Source organism: Gemmata algarum (assembly GCF_034097035.1).
GTDB lineage: Bacteria > Planctomycetota > Planctomycetia > Gemmatales > Gemmataceae > Gemmata > Gemmata algarum.
The window spans coordinates 1-12,638 of the sequence record NZ_JAXBLV010000021.1 but is presented as its reverse complement, the minus strand read 5'-3'; the positions used below and the strand labels follow the sequence as shown (position 1 = coordinate 12,638).

Sequence of the window (12,638 nt, the reverse complement as noted above, 5' to 3'; positions counted from 1 at the left end):
TCGCAACCGCTCGCGGAGCGAGCGGGCCACACTGAAAACACCACGGCAGTCGGTGCCGGTAGCGCGGCGGTGTAACGGGGGTTACAGTCCCGAACCGGTTGCACCCGACTGGTGACTGACAGGACACTTGCTGGTACCGGAACTGGTCAAGGACTGGTGAATCGCTGGTACGGAGCTACCCACGAATCCCACGCTCCGAACCCCGGACGCCGCTCACGCGGCTGGCCTCGATCGGCCGCGTCAGCATTCGCGAAGTATGCTATAAGGTGTTGTTGCGAAGTTGCTTGCGCCTTTTTGGCCGTCGGCGCCGGAGCGAGGCGAGTGCCGTTTCTCGCTTCGGCGTACCTCTGCGGTGTCGTGAAGGTTGCGTTTACGCGGGCAGCGGTACGTTGAGTTCCGCTGCCGATTTGGCGATCAGCTCCCAGGTGCCATCGGGAACCGGAATGCCGTCCTTGGTGCGCTTTTCTTTCGCGGCGCGTTCGGGGTCGCCTGGCAGTGTGATCGTGCCGGCGCCGGCCGCCGTCGGGCAGGAGCGAACGTATGTCGTCAGTCCGTCGGTTTCCTTCAAGAAGTGCTCGACGCCGCCGAACAGCGCCGGGTTGAACAGCACGAACACCGCGGCGTTGCCTTGGCCCGCGAGCGGGAACGTTGGGTTGCTGCACGCCCCGCCCGACAGCCCGCCGCACAGGAGGTCGAGCAGCAGTCCGAGCCCGAAGCCCTTGTACGCCTGCGTGCCGCCGAACGGGAGCAGCGCGCCGCGCGGCTCGTTGTACAGCACGCTTGGGTCGGTGGTCGGCTGGCCGGTGTGGTCGATCAGCCAGCCCTCGCCGGCAGGCTCCTTCTTTTGGAACTGCGCCCGCACCTTTCCTTCTGCAACGGAACTGGTGCCGAAGTCGATTACGACGGGGGCGGTGCTGGTCGGGGTGCCCATGCAAATGGGGTTGGTGCTGATGCGGCCTTCGGTGCCCCCGGGCGGGGCGACGCGGCGCCCCGAGCCGTGCGAGTTAACGGCCGCGAAGAGAGCAAAGTTCTCCTTCGCGACAAACTCCGCGTACTCGCCGAGGCGCCCCGTGTGTCCGCAGTTGCGGAGCGTGCCGGCCGCGATCCCCAGGGCCTTTGCCTTCGGCACCAACTTGTCGAGGAGCCGGTACGTTTGAACCTGTCCGAGCCCCCAGCCCGCGTCGGCGGCAACAACCGCGGGCGTTTCGGAGATGACGGTCAGCGGGGCGCCCGCCTTATAGGTGCCTTTGCGGATGAAGTCGAGGTACTGGGGCACGCGCATCACCCCGTGCGAGTCGTGCCCGCACAGGTTGGCGTCCACGAGGCTGCGAGCCACGGTCGCGGCGTCGGTAGCCGGAACGCCGACCGCCTCGAACAGCGTTTGCGAGAGTTGTGTGAGTGCCGCCGGGGAGAATGTGGGCATCGGATGTTCCGTGAAATCGGTCGCGGGTTCGAGGTACAATCACCCGCGCGAATTACCCCCATTATCAGAAAAGGTGTCCGTCATGGCTTTTGAAGTGCGCGCGTCTGAGGGCAAGGCGGGCGACCGCAGCGGCACGATTTACGAACTCACCGACGCCGCGAGCACCGTCCGCGCCGAGGTGTGGCCGCAGTGGGGGTTCAACTGCCTGAAGTGGCAGGTGCGCCAGCCCGACGGGCACTGGGCCGACATCCTGTTCCACATGCCGGACTGGGAGAGCAACCCGGTGCCGACGCGCAGCGGCCAGCCGATCCTGTTCCCGTTCCCCGGGCGCCTGCGGGACGGCCGGTTCACCTTCGAGGGGAAGACGTACCAGCTCCCGTTGAACGAGTCGAGCAAGCTGCACGCGATCCACGGGTTCACCCCGCGCAACCGCTGGCGCGTGACCGGCCACGACTGCGGCGACGCACACGCCGCCCTGACCGGCGCGTTCAACCTCGCCAAGGACTTCCCGGAGGCGCTCCCGTGGTGGCCGTCGGACTTCGAGTTCCAGGTCACCTATCGGCTGTCCGCGGACCGGCTCCGCGTGGACGCGCGGGTCGAGAACGTCGGGGCCGCGCCGCTCCCGTTCGGGTTGGGGTACCACGGGTACTTCGTGCTTCCCGGTGCCAACGCCGCCGACGTTTCCGATTACGTGCTTCAGGCCGGCACGGGCGCACTTTGGGAAGCGGAGAACAACCTGCCCACCGGGCGGAAGATCGGGCTGCCGCCCGAACTCGACTTCCGCGCGCCCCGGCCCGTCGGCTCGACGGCGCTGGACAACGTGTTCGCCGAAGCGCACGGTCCGGTGGACCCGCAGAGCGGCCTGACTGAGGTGGCGACCCTCTCGCACCCGAACGCGGTGGGCCGGCTGCGGGTACTGGCGGACACGTCGTTCCGCGACCTGGTGCTGTTCACGCCGGCGCACCGGCACGCGGTTGCTATTGAGCCGTATTCGTGCTCCGCGGACGCCTCGAACCTTCAGGCAAAGGGGGCCGACAGCGGGTGGCGGGTGCTGCCCGTGGGCGGGGTCTGGGAGAGCGCGGTGGAGTACCGGTACGAGCCGGCCGTCGTGTGAAATTCGGCCCCGGGCGTAACGGTTTGCTCCCGGCGCTGACGCATCCTAGATTTGCGCCGGGCGGTACGGGACCGGCGGGGGCACGCGGATGGTCGGCAAGACGGCGCTCGGAAAGTACCGGCTCCTGCGCTCACTCGGGGCCGGTAGCAACGCCGAAGTGTTCCTGGCCCAGCCGCTCAACAGCCCCGACCACCGAGCCGTCGTGAAGCGGGTCCACGACCACGTCGTCACGCACCCGAAGTTCCGCCAGCTCTTCGAGGCCGAAGTGCGCTCGATGGCGAACTTCCACCACCCCTACGCGGTGCAACTGATCGAGGCGTCCCTCGACGACCCGATCGGGCCGTGCCTCGTAATGGAGTACGTGCCCGGGATCACACTCGAGGAACTGATCCAGCGGGAACGTGTTCTGACGCCGGAACGCGCCGGCCGCCTGCTCGGCGGCTTCTGCCACGCGCTCCAGGCGGCGCACGACGCGGGCATCGTTCACCGCGACCTCAAGCCGTCTAACCTGATGGTGCTCAACGCCGGCCGGGCGGACGAGTCGCTCAAAGTGATGGACTTCGGGTTCGCGGGCTTCTCGGCCAAGCCGCATATTCAGCTCGCCGAGCTGACCGGCCACGGGGCGATTTACGCGATCGGGACCCCCGCTTACGTCAGCCCGGAGATGATCCGCGGGGACCGTGTGGACGGGCGCAGCGACCTGTACTCAGTGGGCATCATCCTGTACGAGTTGCTCACCGGGCGACTGCCGTTCAACCACCACACGCAGGACAAGCTCCTCACCGCCCACATCAAAGACGCGCCGCCGCGGTTCCACAAGATCGGGTGCAGCCACCTGCCGCCCCCACTCGAAGCGGTGGTGCAACTGGCGCTGAGCAAGTACCCCAACGAGCGGCAGCAGTCGGCGCAGGAACTGGCATCAATGTTCGGGCAGGCGACCGGTGAGGACATCTGGGCGGCCACGCTGCCGGAGGGCTGGGAGCCGCTCGCTGCCGAAGAAGAGGCGGACGCGATCGCCGCGCCGCCCGCGCGGGCGCGGCCGTCGCCGGCCGACCCGTTCCACGTGCTGCACGAGTTCGAAGCCCTGATGCCCGAGCGGATGGCCGCGGCGAAGCTGCGCGGGTTTGTAGAAGACTTCGGCGGGCAGGTGCTGGCGAGCGAGCCGGGCGTCATCAAGCTGCGCCTGGGCGTGCCCGAAGGTTACAAGGAGGCGAAGGAACGGAGCGGCATCCTCGGGTGGTTCGCCGGCCGCCGGCCGACGGTGCCGCGGGGGCACGAGCCGATCGAGTTGGAACTCCAGATGGACAAACCCGACCCCGGACAGCCGCGGCTGTGCGTGGTCGCCGCGTTTCGGCCGATGAAAGAGTACCCGCCCCAGGACCAGCGCAACTGGCACGACCGCTGTAACAAACTGCACCACGCGCTGCGTCAGTACCTGGGGATGTGAGCCGGTGCGGGGCCACATCGGCACCGAGGCCATCCTGCCTTTTCGCTCCCGTGCCTATGATGTTGGGTATGAACCCCGCACCCGATATCGCACCGCTGCCCGTAGTCAAGCTCAAGATCGAGCGCCGCTCGTCGCACCCCTGGATCTTCCAGAAGATGGTCGAGCGGCCCGCCATGCGCATCCCGCCGGGGAGCGTTGTGGACATCATCGACAGCGCCGGCCAGTGGGTCGCGCGCGGGTTCTACAACGGGCACTCGCGCATCACCCTGCGGGTCCTGACAACCAAATCGGACGAGGTGATCGACGCGGCGTACTTCGCCCGCAAGCTCGGCGACGCGGTCGCGTTCCGGCGCGACACGCTCAAGCTCGACGACGTCACGAACGCCTACCGGCTCGTCCACTCCGAGGCCGACGGGCTGAGCGGCTTGGTGGTGGACCGGTTCGGCAACACGCTGGTCCTGGAGTTCTTCGCGGCGGGCATGTTCAAGCAGCGCGCCGCGATCATGGACGCCCTGCGGGCGCACTACCCGGACGCCAAGTTCTACTACTTCGCCGAGGAGCACGTCGGCAAGCAAGAGTCGTTCGACTGCCGCCCGCCGGAGCCGCCCGCCCCGGACGTGATTAACGAACACGGGCTGAAGTTCCGTGTGGCCCCTGGCAGCAAACACAAGACCGGCTTCTTTGTGGATCAGCGGGACAACCGCAAGACCCTGGCCGGGCTCTGCGGCGGGAAACGGGTGCTTGACATCTGCTGTAATACAGGCGGGTTCGGCGTGTACGCGAAGGCGCTCGGGGGCGCGGCGGAGGTGGTCGGGCTCGACCTCGACGAGCAGGCGCTGGACATGGCCAAACAGAACGCCAAGCTGAACGGCGCGCAAATCCGGTACGTTCAGGCGGACCTGTTCGCGTGGCTCCGCGACGTGATCCCGAACGGGGAGCGGTTCGACACGGTCATCCTTGACCCGGCCAAACTGACCCGCGACCGCGAGGACGTGGAGTCGGCGCTCAAAAAGTACTGCGACATGAACCGGCTGGCGATGCTCGTGGTGAAGCCCGGAGGGGTGCTGCTGTCGTGCTCGTGTACGGGGCTCGTGAGCGAGGCGGATTTCCTCGAGTCCATTCGCCGGGCGGCGTGGCAGGCGGGGCGGAACGTGCAGGTGTTCAAGATCACCGGCGCCGCTTCGGACCATCCGTTCTTACTCAACGTGCCCGAGGGCCGGTACCTGAAGGCCGTGTTTTGCCGCGTCGAGTGAACGAGGTGGGACGTGCGACGGTTTGGAGCCAAGCGGTGGGGAGACGGATGGTCGGTCGTTAATGTGCTGGGTGTTCGGCTCGGACAGGAATGCCCGAGCCGTTACAAGTTGTCGGCCCGCACTGACGTTCCCGTCATGCGGACCCGGTCCGGTGACAAGTTGGGCGACAACACGGCGCGCGTGTTCGGGACGGCGGAAGGGATCAATACACCGCGTTCGGGTCAACAGGGCCGGTGCCCTTGACGGCGGTGCCGCCGCCGTAGCGGGCGTGCCACCCCTCGGCGGTGCGGATGCCGTGCAGCTCTTCCGTGGTGATGCCGTACTTGGCGAACCACGGGGTGCCGGTGCGGACGATTTCGTCGGTCTCCTTCACCCGGCGCACGCACTCGGTTTCGGCGAACTTCTGCCGGTCGGCCGGGTTCGCGTGGGTGAAGAACTCCTTCCAGAACGCACGGCCGCCGAGGATGCCGCTGGCGCCGGCCTTCATCGCCATCTCGACCTGCTTCTTGTACTTGTCGTAGTCCACGCCGGCGGACAGGAGCACCCACGGCTTGGCGCAGGCGTCGTTGAGCCGCTTCAGGTTGTCCACCAGTTGCGCGTCCGACTCGACGCCGAACGTGCCGGGGAACTCGGACTTGTAGATGTCGCAGTACCGGCTCAGGTACTTGGCGGACTCGATCACCGTTTGGGCCTTGCGGGCCTTTTGGCTGTCGGCCCCTTCCTTTTCGCCGTTGTACGGGAAGTGGATCGGCTCCAGCAGGAACAGGATGTCGTGCTCGATGCACTGCTCGTACATCTGCCGGGTGAACTCGAAGTTCTTCTCGGCGCTGTCGAACTCGCCGGGCTCGAACTGGGCCAGCAGCTTTACCGCGTCGGCGCCGCACCGCTTGATTTTGTGGACGCCCCAGCCCGGCTCCACCTCGCCGCACGGCGCGCCGGCGGCGTTCTTGTCGGCGCCGGACTTCTCGACCCGGATCAGGATGCCGGTGCCCGGCGGGACGGCGTGGGCCGCGACGGTGCTGGCGTACCCGTAGTAGCCGTCCACGAGGAGCCCGGAGCAGTGCGGGGCCAGCGCGCGGGACAGCATCACCTTGGCGTCGGCGATCTCGTCGTAGGTCGGCTCCTTCCCGGTGGCCGCCTTCATCATTTTGATCATCGAGCTGTTCTGGTCGGTGGCGACCATGCTCAGCGTGCCGTTCGGGTTGCTGATGCGCTGCAACCCGCGGAGCTTGCCCGGCGTGAGGCCGAGCCCGTACAGGCGCGTGATGGATGTGGCCATGAAGCGTGTCCCCTCAAGAGATTCGGCGAATCGCTTGACATCTTAGAGCCGAGAGATCGGACGAACAGACTGGCCGGCCCGTGCGACCCACTTCACCCCGCCGCCGAGACGTGTGGCCCAGATTTCCGGAAACTGTCCCAACGTTCAGGACGTTCGTGAGCGGGGCCAACGTCTGACGCGGGAGCGCCGCACCGACAGGGCGTATTGCATCTCGCACTGGAATGAATGGTCTCTGTCGTGATGGGATTTGCTTTTATGCGATGTGTCAGCATCCAGCCGAGAGATTTCACCGGATGAGCCGGTTCCGCCGGGCTTCCTGCCGGCGGACCTCTATGACGCGAACCTGTTCGTGTGAGAAGCCGGCCCGAACCGCACCGCGGTGGTTAGGCTGGTGAAGTCACTTGGCGGCGAGTTCTTTCGCCATTTGCTCGGTGACTTCCGAGAACCGGACGTTGAACTGGTTGCTCAGCCAGCTCTGAACGGGCGGGGTGTACGGGAACTGACCGGTTTGGATCAGCTTCTTCATCCGGGCGTCGCGGCTGGCCCGCTCCTTGCGCTTCAGGTGCCCGTTGTACGTGCGGGAGATCGCGCCGTTATCGCGGATGCGGTCGTACCGGATACGGGTGGACATGCGATGAGCCATACTTCAACTCCAATTGCTGTTGCAGGTTCTTCAAGCTCCTCAATATACGGCGCCGCGCCGGAGCGGGAAGGGGCCTTCACCGGGTGTGTTGTGGGGGCGTCGTTTCGGTAGTTTCAGTCGCTTCTTGCACCAGGGCGGACCGATAGGTATAGTTGTTCCGGCCGGTGGGCTCGTGGCGCCCGTGTCGGGGGCCGGGGACGCCGGAACACACCGAATAAAGGGTTCCTCTCATGCTGCGCGCCGCTTTAGCGCTCGCCCTCGGCTTCGCCGTCGTCACCCTGGCCGGCAGCGGTAACCTGACCGCGGACGAAAAGAAGCCGGAAACCAAGAAGCTCGAAGGCAAGCTCACCTGCACCAAGTGCTCGCTGAGCGAGACCAAGACCTGCGGCCACGCCCTCGTGGTCAAGGAAGGCGAGAAGGAAGTCAAGTACTACCTGAGCGACAAGGGCGCCAAGGAAACCTACCACGGCAAGTGCTGCACCGCCCCGGTGGACGCCACCGTGACCGGCAAGGTGGTCGAGAAGGACAAGAAGCTGACCATCGAAGAGCCGAAGGTCGAGATCAAGAAGTAAGTTCGCGCCCCAGCCGCGCGCGACGCCACCCGTTCGGGTGGCGTTTTGCGTTTCGGGGTTGTGCGTTCGCCGCGGGGGGCGGTTCGCGTAGCATAACGGGTGTCACAGGAGGGACGGCATGAAGATCATCCTGGCCAACCCGCGCGGGTTCTGTGCGGGCGTGAACATGGCCATTTCGGCCCTGGAAACCGCGCTCGCGCACTACGGCAGCCCGCTCTACGTGTACCACGAGATCGTTCACAACCGGCCCATCGTGGAGCGGTTCCAGAAGCTCGGGGTGGTGTTCGTCAACGACATCTCCGAGGTGCCGAACGGCGGCACGGTGCTGTACAGCGCGCACGGCGTGTCCCCGGTGATCCGGCAGCACTCGCAGCAGCGCAACCTGCGCGCGATCGACGCGACCTGCCCGCTCGTGACGAAGGTCCACAAGGAGGCGATCAAGTTCGCGAAGGAGGGGTACACGATCGTCCTGGTCGGGCACGAGGGGCACGACGAGGTGATCGGCACGATGGGCGAGGCGCCCGCGAGCATGGTCCTCGTCGAGGACGCGGCCGACGTGGCGAAGCTCACGCTCCCGGCCGACGCCAAGCTCGCGTTCCTGACCCAGACGACGCTCAGCGTGGACGAGGCGAAGAGCGTCATCGACGCGCTGAAGCAGAAGTACCCGCAGATCGTGGGGCCGAACAAGGACGACATCTGCTACGCCACGCAGAACCGCCAGGACGCCGTGAAGCAACTCGTCGGCGAGGTGGACAAGGTGCTGGTCCTGGGCAGCCAGAACAGCTCGAACAGCCAGCGCCTCGCGGAACTGGCCCGGACGAACGGGCGCCCGGCGTACCTCATCGACCGCGTCGGCGAGTTGAAGGACGAGTGGTTCGCGCCGACCGACACGGTTCTGGTGACTGCCGGCGCGAGCGCGCCGGAGGAGCACGTACAGGACTGCATCGAGCACCTGCGCGCGACGTTCGGCGCCACGGTGGAAACCCGTGTGGTGCGCGAGGAGGACGTGAGCTTCCCGCTGCCGCGCGAACTGCGCGTGCTCGCCGGGTGAGGCTCAGCGGTCCGGCTTCAAAGGCACTTCACCCGATGGCTCCGTCGATCGAGATGGGGCGGCGGCTGTGGGCGGCAAGTCCTCATTAGCCGAGACGCCGGCTCCAATGTGTTCGCCTCCGGCGGTCGCGTCACGCAACGGGTGCGGGATTTCTCTCTGCCGCCGCCCGCTCCTGTCTGAGGGGGGCCTCGGCCAGCAAGCCGTTTAGGTCGAGGCGTCGGGTGACCATCGCCAGTTCTCCGTTGGCCGTTCGCGGCCAAACTTCCGGTGACCGGTCCCAGTACAGTTCCACGCCGTTGTCGTCCGGATCACGCAAGTAGAGCGCTTCACTGACGCCGTGGTCGCTGGCCCCGTCCAGCGAGACGCCGGCGGCGATCAGGCGGTGCAGGGCGTCGGCCAGGGCCGCGCGGGTCGGGTACAGAATGGCGACGTGGAACAGCCCCGTCGTTCCCGGCGGTGGGGGCGATCCGCCCCGGCTCTCCCACGTGTTCAGTCCGATGTGGTGGTGGTACCCGCCCGCTGATACGAACGCCGCTTGCGTGCCGTATCGCTGCGTGATCTCGAAGCCGAGGACGCCGCAGTAGAACCGCAGCGCGCGTTCCAGATCGGCAACCTTCAGGTGAACGTGACCGATCCGGGTTCGTGGGTCCACCGGGGGAGCGTTGGCATCGGGGCGCATGAGGGCGCACCTTCAGGTAGAGTGATCAGTGATCGGGCGACATACCCTTTCGGGCGTTTGGCTTCATTCGGAAGATACCGCGGCCGAGGGGCGGTCTCTCAACGCCGGAGGATTATCGCGCGGTGGTGTTGGCGGCCAGCGCACATGAACGATCTCGAACAGAACGCCGAGGCGTTGTCGTCGCTTTCGACCCTTATGATGAGGGTTCGCCACCTCGACAGGTGACGGGCGGTTGGGCACCTCACGAAATGGTCCTATTTGCATGGTTTCGGCGGAACGGTTGCGGTGCTGAGGGGAGACGCGATGACCGAAGCGGAATGGCTGACGTGTACCGACCCTCAGTTAATGCTGGATTATCTTGCCTCCATCCCTACTGACCGAAAGTTGCGATTGTTCGCTTGCGCTTGCTGCCGACGCCGCGGTGACTTACTCATTGAGCCGCACCATGTTCGCATTCTGCAGGTGGCAGAAGCCCTTGCCGATGGACGTGCCGACCTCGAATCATTACGCGCAGAACGGGAGCACCTCTTCGCCCGCGACTACGCACTTTGGGCTGCAACACATGAAGATCCTTATAGGGCTGCGGTTGCGGGATCGAGAGATATAGCCATTTACGCTGGACAAGATGGATACGCGGTTGCTGGCGAAGTTGCTGTACTTGAGCAAAACACTGTGGCTGTGGATGCGGCTTACGAGGCTGAATCAGTCGAACAGACAAGTTTTTTGCGAGACATATTTCGTAATCCCTTCCGTCCCATCGCCATTAACCCCCGTTGGCTCACGCCCGACGTTCGCACCCTTGCGGAAGGCATCTACGCCGAGAAAGCCTTTGACCGAATGCCGATTCTGGCAGATGCCCTTCAAGACGCGGGTTGCGACAACGACGACATCCTGAACCACTGCCGCCAACCGGGCGAGCACGTCAGGGGCTGTTGGGTCGTGGATTTGCTGCTGGGTAAGACGTGATGCCGATCTCTCCCGATCCCGCGCTCGGTCTGAACTACCGCCCGACGCTGCCTCGTCGCATGGACTGGCGCATCGGCTGCGTCGGATCCGGATTCATCATGCGTGACTGCCACCTCGTCGCTTACCGCAACGCAGGATTCAACCCCATTGCCATTGCGTCACGGAACGAGACGACCGCAAAGGAAGTTGCGACACTACACGGAATCCCGACCGTCCGGAGCATTGATGCGGTACTCGCCAACGCCGATGTCGAAATCCTTGACGTGGCCGTTCCACCCGACGCGCAACCCGATCTGATTCGCCAAGCGGTCCGCGCCGGGAAGGGGCGGCTCCGGGGCATCCTCGCGCAGAAGCCGCTCGCTTTATCAGTCGGAGTGGCGAGGGAACTCGTGGCGCTGTGCGCCGACGCCGGGATCACGCTGGCCGTGAACCAGAACATGCGGTTCGACCAGTCGGTGCGGGCGGCGAAGGACGTTCTCAATCGGGGTTGGCTCGGCGAACCCTTTCTCGCCACCATCGACATGCGGGCGGTACCGCACTGGATGCCGTGGGCCGAAGGGCTGTCGTCGCTGTCCACGTTCGTGATAAGCATTCACCACCTGGACACCTTCCGCTACTGGCTCGGCACGCCGGACCGGGTTCTGGCGTCCACGCGCCCGGACCCGCGAACGAAATTCCCGCACCGCGACGGCCTCAATCTGTACATCCTCGAATACGACTCGGGTGCGCGGGCGTCGGCGTGGGACGACGTCTGGGCCGGGCCGTGCAAGGAAGGGGTCATCGGCGATACCGCCATCCGCTGGCGCGTGGAGGGGACGGACGGGCTCATGCAGGGAACGATCGGCTGGCCCAAGTACCCCGAACGCGCCCCGAGCACCTTGCAGTTCAGCACCCGCGATAGCAACGGGTGGCAGTTCCCGAAATGGGACGACGTGTGGTTCCCGGACGCCTTCGTCGGCACGATGGCGCAACTGCTGGTCGCGGTGGAGCAGGGCACCGAGCCCGAAATCAGCGGACGCGACAACATCGAAACTGTCGCGCTGTGCGAAGCGGTGTTCGCCGCCGCAACCCAGCACCGGGTGGTGAGTATGAGTGACATCCTGGGGGGCGCATGACGCCCGATCTCCGCATTCAGCAAGCGGTCGTGACAACCGACGGCCGCAAGGTGCAGGTCGCCGCGCAGACCGGTGGGTTCGACACGCCGGAAGCCGAACGCATCGCGGTGCTGTTCGGCCCGCGCCCCGACGGGGTGGCGTGCCCGGGCGCGGTGTTCGCGTGCCCGTTCGGTGCGTCGCACGTGGCGGTGGTTCAGGTGAAGGACCGGCCCGGCGGCGCGCTCGGGTTTCGCTTCCTCGTGCTCGCGCGCGACCTGTACCGGCATCTCGGCGACCCGTTCGCGATCGCCGACCGCTACCCGCCGGATTGGGGCGCGGTCGGAACGCTCGCCGATCTCGCGTGGCCTCACGAGGTGCTGCCCGAACGCACTCTGGAGCAACTCGACGCGGTTCTGAAGGGCGGCGACGGCCCGCTGCTGCTCGGCAGCACCCAGGCACTCGTGGACGGGAACCGCGTGCTGCTGACGCGCGACGCGCCGGCGCCGTTCGTCCGCGATTTGTGGCAACTCCTCCCGGACCGGACGCGCTGCGACCTGTGGCCGGCGACGTTCGCCTTCTCCGACGAACTCGGGTTCCACGCGGCGGTCGGCCCGACGCTCCCCACCCCGCGGCACGGGGTTCAGGTGCTCGTCGAGGAGGCGATCCGCGATTACCCGCAGAGCAGCTACGAACTCAACCTGCAACTCGCCATCGAATCGGGCGACCGCGCGACCTTGCGCCGGCTGCTGGCCCGCCGCACCGCGGACGACACCATCCGGCTCGGGCTATACGTGCTGGGGTTCGCGCTGCTCGTGGCCGTGGTGCTGCGGGTGGCGTTTTGACCGTAGGGCGGACAACAGGGGGGCGAAAGTCAACCTCCCGTACACCGCCACGCTGGTGGGCCGGACGCTGAAGGGCACCTGGAAGCTGCCCGCTAAAGACACGGGCACCGCGCTCGAGGGCGCCTTCGCGTTTGAACTGACGAAAAAGGGGTGATACCAACTCGCCACCCCCGGCGACTCGGGCCGCTGGCTCGGGCCGTACCTCCGGGGTAAGGCGCGTGGGTTCGGATACCGATCCGGTTGCGAGGTGCCGGCGCCGGAGCGCGGGCCTCTGG

At 66.3% G+C, this 12,638-nt stretch carries 12 protein-coding genes; 8 read left to right on the top strand and 4 right to left on the bottom strand.

Translation table 11 applies throughout. The features are described 5' to 3' along the window. Positions 1-370: 370 nt before the first annotated feature. Complete coding sequence (locus R5W23_RS03840; protein WP_320685188.1) at positions 371-1,423, bottom strand: Ldh family oxidoreductase; 1,053 nt, start codon at positions 1,421-1,423, stop codon at positions 371-373. 82 nt (positions 1,424-1,505) lie between these two features. Between R5W23_RS03840 and R5W23_RS03835 the strand changes: the two genes are divergently transcribed. The 3 genes from R5W23_RS03835 (at position 1,506) to R5W23_RS03825 (ending at position 5,237) form a co-directional block, all read left to right on the top strand. Then, positions 1,506-2,537, top strand: coding sequence for an aldose 1-epimerase (locus R5W23_RS03835; RefSeq protein ID WP_320685187.1), 1,032 nt, complete (start codon positions 1,506-1,508; stop codon positions 2,535-2,537). An 88-nt stretch (positions 2,538-2,625) separates the two neighbouring features. Beyond that, on the top strand, positions 2,626-3,984 hold the full coding sequence (locus tag R5W23_RS03830) for a serine/threonine-protein kinase (protein WP_320685186.1): 1,359 nt from the start codon (positions 2,626-2,628) through the stop codon (positions 3,982-3,984). A gap of 68 nt (positions 3,985-4,052) precedes the next feature. Beyond that, entirely contained in the window at positions 4,053-5,237 is a 1,185-nt protein-coding gene (locus tag R5W23_RS03825; protein WP_320685185.1) for a class I SAM-dependent rRNA methyltransferase, read from the top strand. A 202-nt stretch (positions 5,238-5,439) separates the two neighbouring features. Here the strand turns inward: R5W23_RS03825 and R5W23_RS03820 are convergent, their stop codons facing one another. Together R5W23_RS03820 and R5W23_RS03815 are read right to left on the bottom strand one after the other, a co-directional pair. Beyond that, positions 5,440-6,516 (bottom strand): tagatose 1,6-diphosphate aldolase, encoded by a 1,077-nt coding sequence (locus R5W23_RS03820; RefSeq protein ID WP_261189387.1) that lies wholly within the window; start codon positions 6,514-6,516, stop codon positions 5,440-5,442. 397 nt (positions 6,517-6,913) lie between these two features. After that, on the bottom strand, positions 6,914-7,159 hold the full coding sequence (locus R5W23_RS03815; RefSeq protein ID WP_261189388.1) for a hypothetical protein: 246 nt from the start codon (positions 7,157-7,159) through the stop codon (positions 6,914-6,916). A gap of 230 nt (positions 7,160-7,389) precedes the next feature. Here R5W23_RS03815 and R5W23_RS03810 point away from each other — a divergent pair, with 230 nt between their 5' ends. Both R5W23_RS03810 and ispH read left to right on the top strand, forming a co-directional pair. Further along, positions 7,390-7,731, top strand: coding sequence for a DUF6370 family protein (locus R5W23_RS03810; RefSeq protein ID WP_261189389.1), 342 nt, complete (start codon positions 7,390-7,392; stop codon positions 7,729-7,731). 118 nt (positions 7,732-7,849) lie between these two features. Continuing rightward, positions 7,850-8,782: a 4-hydroxy-3-methylbut-2-enyl diphosphate reductase gene (gene ispH, locus R5W23_RS03805; protein ID WP_261189390.1), complete on the top strand. Its 933-nt coding sequence runs from the start codon at positions 7,850-7,852 to the stop codon at positions 8,780-8,782. 130 nt (positions 8,783-8,912) lie between these two features. Here the strand turns inward: ispH and R5W23_RS03800 are convergent, their stop codons facing one another. Beyond that, positions 8,913-9,461, bottom strand: coding sequence for a VOC family protein (locus R5W23_RS03800; protein WP_320685184.1), 549 nt, complete (start codon positions 9,459-9,461; stop codon positions 8,913-8,915). A gap of 303 nt (positions 9,462-9,764) precedes the next feature. Between R5W23_RS03800 and R5W23_RS03795 the strand changes: the two genes are divergently transcribed. From R5W23_RS03795 to R5W23_RS03785, 3 genes are read left to right on the top strand one after another with little or no spacing between them, the layout of a single operon-like run. Then, positions 9,765-10,427, top strand: a complete 663-nt coding sequence (locus R5W23_RS03795; protein ID WP_320685183.1) for a hypothetical protein — start codon at positions 9,765-9,767, stop codon at positions 10,425-10,427. After that, positions 10,427-11,542, top strand: coding sequence for a Gfo/Idh/MocA family protein (locus tag R5W23_RS03790; RefSeq protein ID WP_320685182.1), 1,116 nt, complete (start codon positions 10,427-10,429; stop codon positions 11,540-11,542). The genes R5W23_RS03795 and R5W23_RS03790 overlap by 1 nt, the downstream gene beginning before the upstream one ends. Continuing rightward, a complete protein-coding gene (locus R5W23_RS03785) occupies positions 11,539-12,363 on the top strand; it encodes a hypothetical protein (RefSeq protein WP_320685181.1) in 825 nt (274 codons plus the stop codon). Before R5W23_RS03790 ends, R5W23_RS03785 begins: the two co-directional genes overlap by 4 nt. The last annotated feature ends 275 nt before the right edge of the window (positions 12,364-12,638 follow it).